This is a genomic window from Mitsuaria sp. GD03876, assembly GCF_029840635.1.
In the GTDB taxonomy this organism is placed as follows: domain Bacteria; phylum Pseudomonadota; class Gammaproteobacteria; order Burkholderiales; family Burkholderiaceae_C; genus Roseateles.
The window spans coordinates 1-15408 of record NZ_JAOCCU010000023.1; the positions used below are offsets into that span (position 1 = coordinate 1).

Annotated in this window: 15 protein-coding genes; 7 read left to right on the forward strand and 8 right to left on the reverse strand. The window is 71.6% G+C overall.

What is annotated here, in order from left to right:
- From N5D62_RS15510 to N5D62_RS15520, 3 genes are all read left to right on the forward strand, one after another.
- On the forward strand, window positions 1-1547 hold a 1547-nt coding region (locus tag N5D62_RS15510; RefSeq protein ID WP_347881816.1), incomplete at its 5' end, for a DUF1800 domain-containing protein.
- A 92-nt stretch (window positions 1548-1639) separates the two neighbouring features.
- Entirely contained in the window at window positions 1640-3028 is a 1389-nt protein-coding gene (locus tag N5D62_RS15515) for a DUF1501 domain-containing protein (protein WP_279758750.1), read from the forward strand.
- A 480-nt stretch (window positions 3029-3508) separates the two neighbouring features.
- The gene (locus tag N5D62_RS15520; protein ID WP_279758751.1) at window positions 3509-3898 is read left to right on the forward strand and encodes a LuxR C-terminal-related transcriptional regulator; all 390 of its coding nucleotides are present in this window, start codon (window positions 3509-3511) and stop codon (window positions 3896-3898) included.
- A gap of 34 nt (window positions 3899-3932) precedes the next feature.
- Here N5D62_RS15520 and N5D62_RS15525 read toward each other — a convergent pair whose 3' ends face one another.
- The 4 genes from N5D62_RS15525 to N5D62_RS15540 form a co-directional block, all read right to left on the reverse strand.
- Entirely contained in the window at window positions 3933-4784 is an 852-nt protein-coding gene (locus tag N5D62_RS15525) for a nucleotidyl transferase AbiEii/AbiGii toxin family protein (RefSeq protein ID WP_279758752.1), read from the reverse strand.
- Window positions 4781-5404 carry a type IV toxin-antitoxin system AbiEi family antitoxin domain-containing protein gene (locus N5D62_RS15530; protein WP_279758753.1) on the reverse strand — a complete coding sequence of 208 codons (624 nt, stop codon included), beginning with the start codon at window positions 5402-5404 and terminating at the stop codon, window positions 4781-4783. Before N5D62_RS15530 ends, N5D62_RS15525 begins: the two co-directional genes overlap by 4 nt.
- 204 nt (window positions 5405-5608) lie before the next feature.
- Window positions 5609-6253, reverse strand: coding sequence for a helix-turn-helix domain-containing protein (locus N5D62_RS15535; protein WP_279758754.1), 645 nt, complete (start codon window positions 6251-6253; stop codon window positions 5609-5611).
- A gap of 28 nt (window positions 6254-6281) precedes the next feature.
- Complete coding sequence (locus N5D62_RS15540; protein WP_279758755.1) at window positions 6282-7451, reverse strand: epoxide hydrolase; 1170 nt, start codon at window positions 7449-7451, stop codon at window positions 6282-6284.
- Between the two features lie 161 nt (window positions 7452-7612).
- Between N5D62_RS15540 and N5D62_RS15545 the strand changes: the two genes are divergently transcribed.
- From N5D62_RS15545 to N5D62_RS15555, 3 genes are all read left to right on the forward strand, one after another.
- Entirely contained in the window at window positions 7613-8134 is a 522-nt protein-coding gene (locus N5D62_RS15545) for a deaminase (RefSeq protein WP_279758756.1), read from the forward strand.
- A gap of 115 nt (window positions 8135-8249) precedes the next feature.
- The gene (locus N5D62_RS15550) at window positions 8250-8552 is read left to right on the forward strand and encodes a hypothetical protein (RefSeq protein ID WP_279758757.1); all 303 of its coding nucleotides are present in this window, start codon (window positions 8250-8252) and stop codon (window positions 8550-8552) included.
- Window positions 8553-8662: 110 nt separating this feature from the next.
- Entirely contained in the window at window positions 8663-8857 is a 195-nt protein-coding gene (locus tag N5D62_RS15555; protein ID WP_279758758.1) for a hypothetical protein, read from the forward strand.
- 85 nt (window positions 8858-8942) lie between these two features.
- Here the strand turns inward: N5D62_RS15555 and mltB are convergent, their stop codons facing one another.
- From mltB to N5D62_RS15575, 4 genes are all read right to left on the reverse strand, one after another.
- Window positions 8943-10175, reverse strand: a complete 1233-nt coding sequence (mltB, locus tag N5D62_RS15560) for a lytic murein transglycosylase B (protein WP_279758759.1) — start codon at window positions 10173-10175, stop codon at window positions 8943-8945.
- A gap of 70 nt (window positions 10176-10245) precedes the next feature.
- Window positions 10246-12291 carry a DUF3488 and transglutaminase-like domain-containing protein gene (locus N5D62_RS15565; RefSeq protein WP_279758760.1) on the reverse strand — a complete coding sequence of 682 codons (2046 nt, stop codon included), beginning with the start codon at window positions 12289-12291 and terminating at the stop codon, window positions 10246-10248.
- The gene (locus N5D62_RS15570) at window positions 12288-13328 is read right to left on the reverse strand and encodes a DUF58 domain-containing protein (protein ID WP_279758761.1); all 1041 of its coding nucleotides are present in this window, start codon (window positions 13326-13328) and stop codon (window positions 12288-12290) included. Before N5D62_RS15570 ends, N5D62_RS15565 begins: the two co-directional genes overlap by 4 nt.
- A gap of 37 nt (window positions 13329-13365) precedes the next feature.
- A complete protein-coding gene (locus N5D62_RS15575) occupies window positions 13366-14319 on the reverse strand; it encodes a MoxR family ATPase (RefSeq protein WP_279758762.1) in 954 nt (317 codons plus the stop codon).
- Between the two features lie 58 nt (window positions 14320-14377).
- Here N5D62_RS15575 and N5D62_RS15580 point away from each other — a divergent pair, with 58 nt between their 5' ends.
- Complete coding sequence (locus N5D62_RS15580; protein WP_279758763.1) at window positions 14378-15331, forward strand: histone deacetylase family protein; 954 nt, start codon at window positions 14378-14380, stop codon at window positions 15329-15331.
- Window positions 15332-15408: the final 77 nt, after the last annotated feature.

Sequence of the window (15408 nt, forward strand, 5' to 3'; positions counted from 1 at the left end):
CCGGCGGCGTGGCCGCGCTGCCGCTGCCCGGCGACGCGCAGGCCGCGCGTTTCCTCGCGCAGGCCGGCTTCGCCGCGAGCGAGACCGACATCGCCGCGCTGAAGTCCATCGGCTACTCGGCCTGGCTGGACCTGCAGTTCATCGCGCCGCGCACCGAGACGCACTGGGACTGGGTCGTGCGCAACGGCTACGCGGTCGACGCCAACAAGTACTACTACTACAACGGCTTCTACAACAGCGTCTGGCGCAAGTTCATCGCCTCGCCGGACCAGCTGCGCCAGCGCATGGTGCTGGCGCTGTCGGAGATCTTCGTCGTCTCCGCGCTGGGGTTCGACTTCGGGTGGCGGACGATGGCGATGGCCGCCTACGCCGACGTGCTCGAGGAAAACGCCTTCGGCACCTTCCGCGGCCTGCTGGAGGCGGTGGCGCTGTCGCCGGCGATGGGCGCCTACCTGGCGATGCGCGGCAGCAAGAAGGAAGACGGCAAGGGCCGCCAGCCCGATGAGAACTTCGCCCGCGAGGTGATGCAGCTGTTCACGCTCGGCCTGGTGAAGCTGAACCTGGACGGCAGCGTGCAGACCAGCGCCGGCCAGCCGGTCGAGACCTATGACCAGGCGACCGTCACGCAGATGGCGCGCGCCTTCACCGGCTGGGACTTCGACGCCGCCGGCAACGCGGGTGGCGCCGAGTACGGCGTGATGCGCCGCCCGATGGTGCACAACGCGGCCAACTTCTCCAGCGGCGCCAAGACGGTGCTCGGCACGACGATCCCGGCGAGCGCCGACGGCCCGGCCGCGCTGCGCCAGGCGTTGGACGTGCTGGCGAATCATCCGAACGTCGGCCCGTTCTTCGGCCGGCAACTGATCCAGCGCTTCGTCTGCTCGAACCCGAGCGCCGCCTACGTGCAGCGCGTGGCGCAGGCGTTCAACGACAACGGGCAGGGCGTCCGCGGCGACCTGAAGGCCGTGCTGCGCGCGGTGCTGCTGGATCCGGAGGCGCGGCTGGTCGACGCCGGCGCCGGCAACTCGGGCAAGTTGCGCGAGCCGGTGCTGCGTTTCGTGCAGGTGGCGCGCAACGTGGCGCTGAGCTCGGCCGGGCAGTGGACGATCTTCGAGACCACCGACGCGGAGACGCGGCTCGGCCAGAGTCCGTTCTTCAGCCCGTCGGTCTTCAACTTCTTCCGGCCGGGCTACGTGCCGCCGAACTCGGCGATGACCGCGGCCGGCGTGACCGCGCCGGAGTTCCAGCTGGTCAACGAGGTGACCGTCACCGGCTACCTCAACTTCATGCAGAAGCTGCTGACCGACGGCCTCGGCGACGCGAAGCCGGATTTCAGCGCCGACCTGGCGCTGGCCGGCGACGCCCGCGCGCTGGTGGCGCGCCAGGCCTTGCTGCTGGGCGGCGGCGGCGTGTCCGACGCGACGCAGCAGCGCATCGCCACCGCGGTCGGGACCATCCCGGCCGCCAGCGACGCCGGCAAGCTCAACCGCGCCCGCGCCGGCTGGATGCTGCTGCTCGCCTGCCCCGAGTACCAGGTGCAGAAGTAGGCCGCGGCATCGACGCGCCGCCTCACCCCTGCCTCACCGCTTCACCGCCTCACCGCCGCCGCGTCGTCCGCGGCGGTCTTCGGAGTCTCCCCGTGGCCCACGTTTCCAAGCTTCCTTCCCTGCATCGTCGCGAGTTCCTCAAGCGCGCCTCGGCGCTGTCGGCCGTCGGCGCCGCCGCGCCCTGGGCGCTGCAACTCGGCGCGATCGGCGACGCCGCCGCCGCGACCACGAGCGGCGGCTACAAGGCGCTGGTGTGCGTGTTCCTGTACGGCGGCAACGACTACGGCAACACCGTGATCCCCTACGACAGCGCCAGCCATCAGGCCTACACCGCCATCCGGCCGTCGCTGGCGATCGCGCGCGACGCGCTCGCGGGGACCGCGCTCGCGCCCTCCGTGGCCTTGCCCGACGGCCGCGAGATGGCGCTGGCGCCGGGCCTGTCGGCGATCAAGCCGGTCTTCGACGCCGGCCGCCTGGCGGTGATGCTCAACATCGGCACGCTGATGGCGCCCACGACGCTGGGCCAGTACAAGGCCGGCGCGGTGCCGCTGCCGCCCAAGCTGTTCTCGCACAACGACCAGGCCAGCCTCTGGCAGTCCTCCCACGTGGAAGGCGCCCGCACCGGCTGGGGCGGCCGCATGGCCGACCTGATGCTGTCGGCCAACGGGCGCTCGGCGCTGACCTGCATCAATGTCTCGGGCAACGCGATCTTCCAGGCCGGCGACAGCGCCTTCCAGTACCAGATGGGCACCGGCGGCAAGCAGGCGATCGCCGGCATCGGCGGCGCGCTGTTCGGGTCGTCGGCCTGTGCCAGCCTGCTGAAGTCGCTGATCACCGAGGACCGCGCCCATGCGATGGAAGGCGAGCTCAACCGCGTGACCGCCCGGTCGATCGACCTGCAGTCGACGATCTCGAGCGCGCTGGCCGGCGGCGCGACGCTGTCGACCGCCTTCGCCGCCGACGCGCTGGCGCAGCAGCTGCGCATGGTCGCCCGGCTGATCGCGGCCCGCTCGTCGCTGGGCACGACGCGGCAGGTGTTCTTCGTCTCGGCCGGCGGTTTCGACCTGCACGACAACCTGTCGACGCGGCATCCGGCGCTGATGCAGCAGGTCGGCGGCGCGATGGCCAGCTTCGACGCGGCGCTGCGGGACCTCGGCATCGCGGACCAGGTCACGGCGTTCACGGCGTCGGATTTCGGCCGCACGCTCAGCAGCAACGGCGACGGCACCGACCACGGCTGGGGCTCGCACCACCTCGTGATGGGCGGGGCGGTCAAGGGCGGGCGCTTCTACGGCACGGCGCCGTCGGTGAGCGTCAACGGCCCGGACGACGTCGGCCAGGGCCGGCTGCTGCCGACGACCTCGGTGGACCAGCTGGCCTCGACGCTGGCGCTGTGGATGGGCGTGCCGGCGACGGACCTGCGCACGGTGCTGCCCAACATCGGCAACTTCGCCGCGCCGGACCTCGGATTCATGGCCTGAGGCGGACGGCGGCGCGCGCCCCGGAAAATCGGCGCGCAACCCGACATGCGCGGCCCCCTAGGGCTGGGGGGCGCCGCGCGGCAAGTTCCGCTACGCAAGTTCCTGACGTTCTCCTAACATCCTCGACAGGCCCCACGCATCCCTCACGGCACGAAGACCGAGGGCGAGACGAGGGCCGCGTTCCCATCGGATCAGCGGAGGCCGACATGGACGGAATGCTGGGGAGGAACCCGGAGCTGGCGCGACTCGTCACCTACCGGGGCCCGGAGCGCCGGCGGGGATCGCCGGACCGGTGGTGGCGCCACGCGCTCGAGGAGATCGACCTGGGGGTCTGTCTCGTCGGCGACGAGGGCCAATTGCTCTACGCCAACAGCACCGCGCGGCGGCAGCTCGACGACACGTCGCCGCTGCAGCTCGTCGACGGCCAGCTGGTGGCGCTGCAGCGCAACGACCAGCTGCGGCTGGAGAGCGCTGGCCGACGTGCAACGCGGGCTGCGGCACCTGATCTGCCTTGGGCGCGGCCCGGGGCGGCTGTCGATGTCGGTGCTGCCGCTGCAGGACGGGCACGGCCGCAGCGCGCAGGCGCTGCTGGTGCTGGGCAAGCGCAACCTCTGCGGCGAGCTGCCGATGCTGGCCTTCGCCCGCGAGCACCAGTTGACCGCCGCCGAGCAGCAGGTGCTGCAGTCGCTGTGCGCCGGCCTGCAGCCGCAGGAGATCGCGCAGCGCCACGGCGTGGCGATCTCCACGGTCCGCACGCAGATCGCCAGCGTGCGCGCCAAGACGGCGACCGAAAGCATCCGCGACCTGGTCGCGATGGTGGCCCAGCTGCCGCCGATGCAGGGCGTGCTGCGCGTGGTGGAGCTGCGCTGAAGTGTCGCGCGCCCGGTGGGCGCGCGAAGGGCTCTCAAAGAATCGCCAGGCGTCGAAGCGACGCCACGAGGCGCTCGATGACCTCCGAGAGAGGACACAAGGGCAGGCGATTCTTCTTCAGGAACGCCAGCCACATGGACGCTTTCACCGGGTTTCGCGCGAATGCCTCGGTCAATCCCGACGGCAGCGCAGCCGACGTCGGATCCGGCGGTGGAGTGCCTCGATTGGCGAAGGTGGCTCGAATGGCCGGATGAAGCGCTCGTATGTCGACCTCGTCGTCGTGAAGCAGGATGTCGAGGTCGTAGTAGTCCTTCATGCGGGTGTTCAAGGCACCGTGCGACCAGATCGCATGCAGCTTCTCCGCGATGGCGGTTGGCTTGGGATACGCCAGGAGTTGAGGCGGCGGAAGATCGCCGAGCAATGGCGGAAAGGTGACGAACATCGGACCGGGCGTGACGGCATCGCCATGGCCGATGTCGATCTGGATCGGGAGCCGAGCGCGGGCCAGGTCGCCCATCAGCGTGATGCGGACGACACCGGCCTTCGAGGTGTTGAGGGCGACACCGCGAACGGAGTCCGGATCGAAAGTGACCCCGTCGTCCGCGGGAACAACGCAGACCTCCTTGAACAACGCGACCAGAAGGTCGACGTCCGTCGGGCTGAAAGCCATGAGGTCAGCGTCGCGCGTGGGACGTCGACGGTCTTGATACCAAAGCGTGAAGAGCAGAGCGCCTTTGAGCAGGAAGGACTGGTTGTGCCGGGAAATCGACAACCGGTAGAGCAGGCGTTCAAGCCCGAACCGGGTCGTGAGGAGATTGAAGTCGGCGGTGGGGCTGATCAGATGCTTGAGCCGCGCACGCACCGAGGCGGCGACATTGCGGCTCATGCGATCAGGCTCTCCATGTAGGGACGCATCACGTTGCCCACGCGGTCGACGAGCGCGCAGTGCCAGAGATCGTCCGCTGTGAAGGCCTTCTGCATCCAGCCATCCTTCAAGGCCTCGATGCCGACATCGAGGCCGACCTTGCTCCGGAACTTGAAGCAGTCGGCGATGGTCTTGGCCACCGAGAACACCGGCACGTTCACGCCGTCGATGTCGTGGGCCACGACGCCTTCGGCAAACGCCTTCTCCGACATGCGCGTGATCCTGATGGACGGCGCGGCAATGCGCGGAGTCGGAGCATTGGAGGGCAGGGCGATCCAGACTTCGAATGGCTGTTGCGATCCGATCTCGTGGAAACGCAGCGCGGACATGAGGCAAACAACCGCGTTCGGCACGCGGGCGCAGACCTCCGCGAGCGACACGTGTTCCGAGTGGTCCCGATCAGGGAGGGCGTAAAGGCCGTGGCTGACGCGTTCGAGTTTGTCGGCTCGCACCATCCGGCTCAACACCATCGACGGAATCCCCTCCTCGACCACCTCGCGGGCGCGCAGCAGCGATCGACGTCGCGCCAGGGCGAGCACGGCCTCTTCATGGGACGGCGGGGGAGGCGGACGACGCGGCATCCAGGTCGGTGTGTTGGAAAAGCAATGCATAAGTCTACAAGTACCTAGAAAACGCAACGACCCGGAGGGCCGTGATGCGATCACGGTGACCGTACTTGTCGGCCGGTTCCCCGGCCATGACTCATTCGCTGGCGATGCGCGCGCGCCTTCCAGCAATTCCAGTGAAACGCTGACCGAACCCTCGGGCCGATCGCCCGCGACACGTCATCCCGACGTCGGCGGCACGCCCTTGGCGATCTCCCGCGGCGTCTGCCCGAGCAGCCGCTTCAGCGAATGCGACAGGTGCGCCTGGTCGGTGAAGCCGAGCTCCGCGGCGACGTGGGACGCGGGCAGTCCCCGGCGCAGCAGCGCCGCCGCCTCGTGCGCGCGGGCGATCTGCTGCAGCGCCTTGGGGCCGAGCCCCGCCACCTCCGCGAAGTGCCGCTGGATGCTGCGCTCGTCGAGCCGCTGCCGCGCGCCCTGCAGCGTGCGCATCACCACCGGATCGCGCTCCAGCACGCCCCGCCGGGCCAACGCCGCGACCAGGTGCTCGGCGTTGTCGAAGGACGGGATCTCGAAACGCTCCTGGCCGATGTGGAAGCGCCCCGCCGCGTCGACCGGGCAGGGCACGCCCTGGCTCACCAGCAGCCGCCCCGGCAGGTGCGGCATGTAGACCTCGGGCCGGAAGGCGATCGACAGGATCTCGTCGCCCGCCCGGCTCTCGACGACCAGCGGCGCCGTGATCTGGCCGGTCTGGATCACCATCGCCGGACCGTCTCCGCGCCGGATGAACAGCAGGTCCCAGGAGCCGTCCGGCAGGGCCATCTCGCAGCCGTCCGCGCGATGGCGGACCCGGCGGATCTTCGCCACCAGGGGCGAGTCCGCCGGTCGTTCCTCCTCAGCGATCGATCCTTCCATCAACGGCCTCTCGCGCGCGCAGCGCGCCGAAGAAGCGGCGGAGATCGTCCACGACCAGTCCGGGATCGGACTCGTTGGCGAAGTGCCCGCCGCGGGGCATCTCCGTCCACTGTACCAACCGGCTGTGCGAGCGCTCCACGAACTTGCGGACCGAGCGGAAGTCGTCCGGGAACACCGCCACCGCCGTCGGCGTCGGGTTGGGCAGGTCGCGATAACCGGCGCCGGTGGCGACGTTGGCGAAGTACATCTCCGCCGCCTGGCCGCCGGTGCCGGTGAACCAGTACAGCGACACATGCGTCAGGAACCGGTCGCGGTCGACCTCGGCCACGCGTTCCCCCTCGAAGCCGAAGAACAGCTCCGCGTTCCAGCTGAGCAGCGCGGCCGGCGAGTCCACCAGCCCGTAGGCCAGCGTGCCGGGGCGCTTGGACTGGATGTCGACATAACCGGCGTACTTGCGGAAGTAGTCCAGCCGTTCGAAACCGGCCATCTCGAAGGGCGTGAGCCCCTCCATCTCGCCGGGCGCGCCGGTGGGGAACGCGAACACCTGCTGCACATGGACGCCGACCAGGCCCTCCGGCGCGAGGATGCCGAGCTCGCGCGACACCAGCGCGCCGCCGTCGCCGCCCTGCGCGCCGTAGCGGGAGTAACCCAGCCGCTTCATCAGCGTGTCCCAGGCCGCCGCGATGCGCGCGGCGTCCCACCCCGCCGACGCCAGCGGCGAGGACAGGCCCATGCCAGGCACCGAGGGGATCACGACGTCGAAGGCCGGGGCGCCGTCCCGGCCATGCGCGCGCGGGTTCGTCAGCGGACCGATCAGGTCCAGGTACTCGGCGGGGGTGCTGGGCCAGCCATGCGTCAGGATCAGCGGGAACGCGTCCGGCTCGGGCGACTTCACGTGGATGAAGTGGACCGGCTGGCCGTCGATCTCGGTCATGAACTGCGGCAACTGGTTGAGACGGGCTTCCTGGGCGCGCCAGTCGAAGCCGTCGCGCCAGTAGTCGGCCAGCTCCCGCACCAGCGACAGCGCCTGCCCGTGGCTGAAGTCCTCGACGACCGGACGCGGCCAGCGCGTGGCGGCCAGCCGCAGGCGCAGGTCGTCCAGCTGGGATTGGGGGATCTCGATCCGGAACGGGCGGATGTCGGTGGTCATCGGGGACTCCTTGCGGGGGTGGTGGTCGATGGACGGACTGTCCAGCAACGCGCCCGCCCGGTCTTGTAGAAAACCGACACGGCGGGCCCGGAACGCCCCGCGCGGGCGCTCCACTACACTTCTCCGCCTTCGCCCCCGACCCACCGCTCATTGCCTCCGCCATGGACAACCATTCGCTGATCGACTGGCATTCGATGTTCATGGGCGTGGCCCTGCTGGCCAGCGCCCGATCCAAGGACAGCCGCAAGCGCAACGGCGCCTGCATCGCGAGCCCGGACTACAAGATCGTCGGGGTCGGCTACAACGGCCTGCCGCGCGGCTGCGACGATACCGATCCCGCCTACTGGTCCGACGACGACGCCGATCCGGCCAATTCGCGCCACAGCTACATCGTCCACGCCGAGGTCAACGCGATCCTCAACTGCGTGGTGCTGCCGCTGACCGGCAGCACGATCTACACGACGCAGTACCCGTGCCCGCGCTGCGTGCAATCGATCATCCAGGTCGGCATCCAGCGCGTCGTCTTCCTGGAGAAGAAGGACCACCAGGTCGGCTTGAACGCGGCCTCGGCCAAGATGCTGGTCGACGCCCGCGTCGACGTGCTGGCGCTGAGCGAGCTCGACGTGCCCGCCGCCGCGTGGTGCAACGAGCTGTCGAGCTTCATCGCCACGCCGCGGCGCTGAGCGGCGCGGCCGATCGCCGGAACTGGGCGGGAAAAGCGGCGCTTTTCCGGCTCAAGTTCCGGGAGTCGCGGTTCATGATCCCGTCCACGCCGACATGAATCGTTCCGAGGCCGCCATGCTGACCACCATCCCGCCGCACCTGATGCCTGAAACCGCGCAAGCCCCCTGGGGCCTGGTGCCGGACCTGGGCCTGACCGTCGCCGGTACCGCCAGCATGGACGAACTGCTGGTGCTGCAGGACCTGATGGCCGACCACGGCCTGACGCTGCAGCCCACCCGCATGCTCTATGACCGGCTGTACGCGCTGGAACGCCTGTCCGCCGCGCACGCCCGGGGCGACGCTCGGCTGCAGGCCGCCGCGCAGGACCTGTTCGACGCCTACCAGCGTCGCGGCGAGTGGATCGGCCTGGTGCACTGACCGGCCCGATGCCCCATGACCAAGGCGCCCCGAGGGGCGCCTTTGTCGTTCCCGCGCGTGGGGCTTTGCGGCCGATGGCTAAGATCGACCGCTCACTTCAGGAGGACCGCATGAATGCTCCGCGCACTCCCCAGGACTTCCCGCCCGGCCTGCACGGCGGGCTCGAGCATGACGACGAGGATCACCGCGTCGGCGAGACCGGCCAGAAGGGGCCGGAGGGCGACGGCGACATCGATCGCGCGCACCACGAGCAGCGCGACCGCGACGACGCGCCGCGCGTCAAGCCGCCGATCCCCGGGCGCTGATTCCCAGGGCTGATCCCCCGGCGCCGATCCGGCGCCAGGCGGCCGCCGTCCGCGCCGCGGGCGAGACGCAAGAGGGCGTCGACCCTCAGTTCCCGCTCGCCGCGCTGGCGGCGTTCGACGCCGCCGCCGGCGCCGCAGCCGACGCGCCGGTCGCCTTGCGCCAGCTCGCCAGCGTGTTGGCGAACTCGATGACCGCCATCGCGTAATAGCTGCTCTGGTTGTAGCGGGTCACCGTGTAGAAGTTCTGCGTGCCCGCGACGTACACCGGCGCGGCGCCGCCCATCTGGAGCTCGATCAGCGCCAGCGGGCCGTTGTGCGCGCGGCCTTGCGGCGAGAGCTGCGCGCCGACCGACTCGAACTGCCGCGCGTCGAGCTGCGGCAGCACGTCGCTGATCAGCAGCTGCGCCCGCGCCGCGGTGTCGTTGGGCACCTGCACCTCGTAATGCGTCGGCATGCCGCGCTGCCAGCCGTGCTCGCGCAGGAAGTTGGCCACCGAGCCGATCGCGTCGACCGGGCTGTTGATCAGGTCCACGTGGCCGTCGCCGTCGAAGTCGATCGCGTAGCGCCGCCAGCTGCCCGGCATGAACTGGCCCCAGCCCATCGCGCCCGCGTAGGAGCCCTTCATCGCCATCGGATCCAGGCCGTTCTCGCGCGCCAGGACCAGGAACTGGCGCAGTTCCTCGCGGAAGAACGGGCTGCGATCGCGCGCGCCGGGCGGCAGCGGCGACGGGTAGTCGAAGCTCAGCGTCGCCAGCGCGTCCAGCACCCGGAAGGTCCCCATGATCCGGCCGTAGAAGGTCTCCACGCCGATCACCGAGGCGATGATCTCGGCCGGCACGCCGTAGGTCGCCTCGGCGCGCGCCAGGGCGGCCTCGTGCGTCGCCCAGAAGGCCAGGCCCGCCTGCAGGCGCTGCGGCTCGACGAAACGCTGCCGGTAGGCGCCCCAGTCCTTCGCCTGTCCGGGCGGCCCCGGCAGGATCAGCCGCTGCACGCTCGGCTGCGGACGCGCCAGCGCCAGCACCGCGCGCAGCTCCTCGCGGCGGTAGCCCAGCGACTCGGCCTGCGCGTCGGCGAAGGCCATCACGTCGGCGCGGTCGCCGTACTCGGGCAGCGGCGCCGCCTTGCGGGCCGCCGGCTTCTTGGCCGAGTGGGCCGGCTTGGCTTTCGCCGCCGGATGCGGCATGCGCGGGGCTTCCGGCGCCTGCGCGGCGGCAGGCGCCGTCGCCAGCGCCGCCATCAGCGGCGCGGCGGCCATCGAGGCCTGCAGCAGGGAACGGAGGAAGACGCGGCGGGGGGAGGAACGGCGGAGGACGGTCATGCGGGCTGGGGCGCGGGCGCCGCGGCGGGAGACGCCGCGGTGCCGGCAAGGCGGTGGAACGGGCGGCCGCTCAACGGGCCAGGGCTTGCCTGAGCGCGGCGCACTGCGTCGCGAACAGGCGCTGCCATTGTGACGTGGCCGCGGCGCGGTCCTGGCGATAGCGCTGCGCTTCCAATTGCAACAGCGCCGCCGCGACCTCGCCGGCCGCGGCGCCATGGCGCTCGACCAGCCGCTCGGCCCAGCGGCGCGGCGTCTCGTCGTCGCGCGTGACCAGGCCCAGGCGGTCGAGCTCGCGGCGCACCCGCGCGCGCTGGCGCGACCACGGGTCGTGCGGGCGCCGCTGCCAGGCCGCCAGGCCGGCGCCGGCCAGCGCGGTGAGGGCCAGCAGGCCGCCGCCCACCTGGCCCAGCGCGGTCCAGTCCGGGTTCTCGAAACCCAGCCGCTTGAGCAGGCTCATCTGGTCGCCGGTGGAGAAGTTCAGGATCGCGCGCTGCCAGCGGCCGTTCATCTGCTCCCAGGCGGCCCGCAGCTCGGTCAGGAGCCCCGGACGCAACTGGTCGAGCGCGCCGGCGAAGACCCCCGGCGGCAGCCGCAGCGGCTGCCCCTGGATGCGCTCGGGCGCCACGGCCGCGGTCGGGTCGGCGCGCTGCCAGCCGCCCGAGGGGGTCCAGAACTCGGCCCAGGCATGCGCCTGGCTCATGCGCACGACCAGGTCGCCGTCCTGCAGTTGCCGGTCGGCCCCCTGGAAGCCGGTGACGATGCGCGCCGGCACGCCCGCCGCCCGCATCAGCACGACGTAGGCGGCGGCGAAGTGCTCGCAGAAGCCGAGCTTGCGGTCGAACCAGAACTCGTCGATCGCGTTCGGCGTGGTCTCGCCATAGGCGCCCGGCGCCAAGGTGTAGCCGAAGTTGCCGCGCCGGATCCGCGTCAGCAATTCGCGGTTGACGGCGGCGGCGCGCGCGTCGTCGTCCAGCGCGGCGAAACGCTCCTGCAGCGATTCGCCGAACGCGCGCGCGCGGGGGTTCAGGCCGGGCGGCAGGCTGAGCGCCTCGGCCCGCTCGGCGCGCCCGAGCCGCGGGCTCCCGTCGACGGCGGGCCAGGCCTCGTTGCGGAAGCGCAGGATCTCGGCCACCGGCAAGGGCACCTGCCAGTGGCCCTGCGGCGCGCGCGTGGCGGTCAGCCGCCCGACGGACAGGCGCGCGCCGGCCTCGCCGGGGCTGTACTCCAGCATCGGGATGACGGTCACGCGCAGCGGCTCCAGCGTGGCCTCGTAGCGATAGGACTTGCCGGTGAGCCGCGGCGGCTCCGGGTTCGTGGCCCAGGTCACGCGCGAGGCGGTCCAGGTCTTGCCGTCGAAGCGGGCCAGCACCTGCGCGCGGAAGTAAAGCTGCGGCTGGGGCGGGGGCGGCCCCTCGAAGCGCAGCCGCATCGCGATCGAGTCGTCGCTGGCGATCTCCGAGAAGGCGCCGAAGCTGATCGAGTCGCCCAGCCCGGTGCGCGCGCCGGCGTCCTTGGGCAGGCCCCACAGCGGCGGGAAACGCGGGAACAGCACGAACAGCGCCACCATCACCGGCAGCCCGATGAGGGTGTTGCGCGCGGCGATGCGGGCCGCCAGCTTCAGGCTGGGCACGCCCTGCGGCATCTGCGCGAGCACCAGCGCCGACAGCAGCGCCCAGACGCAGCCGAGCATCCACAGCGCCACCAGCGGCGACTGCGAGTACAGGAACTGCGTCAGCACCAGGAAGAAGCCGAGGAAGAAGATCACCAGCGCGTCGCGCCGCGCGCGCAGCTCCAGCGTCTTGAGCGCCATCAGCATCGCCAGCATGGTGATGCCGGCGTCGCGGCCGAGGATGGTCTTGTGGGTGGCCAGCGTCAGCCCGATGACCAGCGCGAGCACGGCCAGCAGGCTCCAGCGGCCGGGCAGGGCCTCGCTGCGCCAGGCCAGCCGCGCGCGCCAGCCCAGCATCCCGGCGGTCAGCACGCTGCACCACCAGGGCAGGTGGCCGGCATGCGGCAGCAGCGTGGCCGCGCTGATGGCCAGCAGGAACAGCGTGTCGCGCGCCTCGCGCGGCAGCGGGCTGCGATGGGGCTTCGCGGCGGCGGGAAGGGCGCTCATGGCTGGTCCTGCGCCATCGCCAGCGCCTCCATGCAGGCGCGGAAATGATCGGGGCCGAGGTCGGGCGACAGGGCCACGCCGCGCAGCCGCAAGCCGTAGGGCAGGCCGTCGTCCTCGGCCCGCTGCACCCAGGCCGCCAGGCGCGACAGGCGGGCCTCGAACGGCAGGCCGCGCGTCGCGGCGATGTCCAGCCATTGCTCGCTGGCGCGGCTGCCCAGGCGTTCACGCACCAGCAGCGCCGTGCCGCCTCCGCCGCCCGACGGCGGTCGCGGTTGCGCCAGCGCCAGCGCCGACTTCCTCCACAGGATCTGTCGCGGCGAATCGCCGTGGCGGTAGGGCCGCAGGCCCGGGTCGTCGCCCAGCCCGGGCTGGCCCTGGCCTTGCGGCAGGCCTTCCTCGACCGCGGCGGCGGGCGGCGCGTCGACCTCCGGCGCCGGATAGACCCAGGCCAGCGCCGCCGGGCGCCAGTAGCTCCAGGTCACGAACAGGCCGAGCGGGAAGCGCGATTCGATCCGCAGGCGCGGCAGCGCGTGCCGGCCCCGCGACGGGAAGCTCAGCTGCAGGTGCAACTGCGCATGGCCCTGGGCCGGCGCGTCGGCGAAGGCGGTGTCCGCCGCCTTGCCCTCCGGCAGCCGCACGCCGACGCCGAACCGCGCCTTGCCCGGGTTGTGCAGCCGGATGTCCAGCGTCAGCGGCCGGCCGGCGTGGGTCGGCGCCGGCGTCTTGAGGTCGAGCTTGAGGCCCCGCAGGTTGCCGTGCGTCGTGTGCATCGAGGCCAGCCCCGCGCCCGCCAGCAGGAAGGTCAGCAGGTAACCCAGGCTGAGCTGGTCGTTGATCGACGCCAGCAGCAGCACCAGCAGCGTCGCGACGAACGCCGCGCCGGGGCGGCTGGGCAGGATGTAGAGGTTGCGCTGCGTCAGCGCGGTCGTGTCGCTGGCCGGGTGGCGGGCCTGCCACCAGGCGTCCCAGCGGCGCTGCCACGGCCAGCGCCGGGCGGGCCGCTTCGTCGAGGCGCGGGGCCGGGAGAACAGGGCCATGGCGGCGTCCGGTCGGCGGGGGCGTCGGGGCGGCCGCTCAGGGCAGCGGCACCGCGGCCATCATCGCCCGCACCTGCTCGCGCGCGCCGCGCGCGCTGCCGCCGCGCGGCCGCAGCCGATGGGCGATCGTCTGCGGCAGGATCGCCTGCACGTCGTCGGGCGACACGTAGTCGCGCCCGCTCAGCAGTGCCTTGGCCCGCGCCGCGCGCAGCAGCGCCAGACCGGCGCGCGGGCTCAGCCCTTCCTGGAACCACTCGCCCGAGCGGGTCGCCTCCAGCAGCGCCTGCAGGTAGTCCAGCAGCGCCGGCGAGACATGGATGCGCAAGACCTGGCGCTGCAGCTCGCGCAACTGGTCCGGCGTCATCACCGGGGTGAGCGCGCGCAGCTGCTCGCGGCTGTCCTGGCCCATCAGCAGCTCGCGCTCGGCCTGGCGGTCGGGATAGCCCAGGCTGATGCACATCAGGAAGCGGTCGAGCTGCGATTCCGGCAGCGGATGCGTGCCGAGCTGCTCGCTCGGGTTCTGCGTCGCGATGACGAAGAACGGCAGCGGCAGCGGGTGGGTCGTGCCGTCGACGCTGACCTGGTACTCCTCCATCGCCTCGAGCAGCGCGCTCTGCGTCTTCGGACCGGCGCGGTTGATCTCGTCGGCCAGCAGCACCTGGCTGAACACCGGCCCGGGATGGAACTGGAAGGCGCTGGCGCCGGCCGCCTGCGCGCCCGGCTGGTAGATGCTGACCCCGAGCAGGTCCGACGGCATCAGGTCGGTGGTGAACTGAACGCGCGAGAAGCGCAGCCCCAGCGAGATCGACAGCACATGCGCCAGCGTGGTCTTGCCGACGCCGGGCAGGTCCTCGATCAGCAGGTGCCCGCCGGCCAGCAGGCAGGCCAGGCAGTCCTCCGTCTGCGCCTGTTTGCCCTTGATGATCGTGCTAATCTGCCGCCGCAGGTCGGCCAGCGGCTGGGAGGCGAGGGTCGGGGCGTCGGAACTCATCGGCGCACGATATCCCAGAATCCGCCAGGTCCGACGAGCCCCAGCGCATGCCCCGACCATGTCCACCGCCTTCATCAGCCACCCCGACTGTCATCGTCACGACATGGGCGCCGGTCACCCGGAATGCCCGCAGCGCCTGGGCGCGATCGAGGACTGGCTGATCGCCCACGGCATGGACGCCGCGCTCGACCGCCACGAGGCGCCGCGCGCCGAGCTCAAGGACCTGGAACGCGCCCACTCGGCCCGCTACGTCGCCGAGCTGAAGGCGGAGCTCGAGGCGCTCGAGCAGCAGGCCCGGCAGGGCGTGCCCAACCCGATGAAGGCGCTCGATCCCGACACCTGCGCCAACGCGCACACCTGGTCCGCGGCGCTGCGCGCGGCCGGCGCCGCGGTGCGGGCCACCGACCTGGTGCTGGACGGCGCCGCCGAGAACGCCTTCTGCGCCGTGCGCCCGCCGGGTCACCACGCCACGCGCGAGCAGGCGATGGGCTTCTGCTTCTTCAACAACGTCGCCGTGGCCGCCCGCCACGCGCTGGACGTCCGCGGCCTGGACCGCGTCGCGGTGATCGACTTCGACGTCCACCACGGCAACGGCACCGAGGACATCCTGGCCGGCGACGACCGCGTGCTGATGGTCAGCATCTTCCAGGACCCGCTGTATCCGTACTCCGGCACCGAGCCCAAGGGCGCCAACATGCTCAACGTGCCGGTGCCGCCGTACACGCGCGGGCCCGAGGTGCGCGAGATGATCGAGGCGCTGTGGATGCCCGCGCTGGAGCGCTTCAAGCCGCAGATGGTGTTCGTGTCGGCCGGCTTCGACGCGCACCGCGACGACGACCTGGCGCAGCTCGGCCTGGTCGAGGCGGATTACGAATGGATCACGCTGCGCATCATGGACATCGCGCGCCGCCATGCGAAGGGCCGCATCGTGTCCTGCCTGGAAGGCGGCTACGACCTGGGCGCGCTGGCGCGCAGCGTCGGCATCCACCTGCGCACGCTGGCCGGCATCTGAACCGGGGCGCGACCGCCCCATGACCCCGAACGCCGCGGCCGTCCCGCGGCGCTTTCCTTGAATCGTCCGACGAAGGA

What these genes read in the sequence shown, in the direction of transcription:
- N5D62_RS15525 (WP_279758752.1), bottom strand. Translation starts at nt 4,784, where the DNA reads ATGAGCCGCAATGTCGCCGCCTCGGTGCGTGCGCGGCTCAAGCATCTG.
- N5D62_RS15530 (WP_279758753.1), bottom strand. Translation starts at nt 5,404, where the DNA reads ATGCCGCGTCGTCCGCCTCCCCCGCCGTCCCATGAAGAGGCCGTGCTC.
- N5D62_RS15540 (WP_279758755.1), bottom strand. Translation starts at nt 7,451, where the DNA reads ATGACCACCGACATCCGCCCGTTCCGGATCGAGATCCCCCAATCCCAG.
- N5D62_RS15545 (WP_279758756.1), top strand. Translation starts at nt 7,613, where the DNA reads ATGGACAACCATTCGCTGATCGACTGGCATTCGATGTTCATGGGCGTG.
- N5D62_RS15550 (WP_279758757.1), top strand. Translation starts at nt 8,250, where the DNA reads ATGCTGACCACCATCCCGCCGCACCTGATGCCTGAAACCGCGCAAGCC.
- N5D62_RS15555 (WP_279758758.1), top strand. Translation starts at nt 8,663, where the DNA reads ATGAATGCTCCGCGCACTCCCCAGGACTTCCCGCCCGGCCTGCACGGC.
- mltB (WP_279758759.1), bottom strand. Translation starts at nt 10,175, where the DNA reads ATGACCGTCCTCCGCCGTTCCTCCCCCCGCCGCGTCTTCCTCCGTTCC.
- N5D62_RS15565 (WP_279758760.1), bottom strand. Translation starts at nt 12,291, where the DNA reads ATGAGCGCCCTTCCCGCCGCCGCGAAGCCCCATCGCAGCCCGCTGCCG.
- N5D62_RS15570 (WP_279758761.1), bottom strand. Translation starts at nt 13,328, where the DNA reads ATGGCCCTGTTCTCCCGGCCCCGCGCCTCGACGAAGCGGCCCGCCCGG.
- N5D62_RS15575 (WP_279758762.1), bottom strand. Translation starts at nt 14,319, where the DNA reads ATGAGTTCCGACGCCCCGACCCTCGCCTCCCAGCCGCTGGCCGACCTG.
- N5D62_RS15580 (WP_279758763.1), top strand. Translation starts at nt 14,378, where the DNA reads ATGTCCACCGCCTTCATCAGCCACCCCGACTGTCATCGTCACGACATG.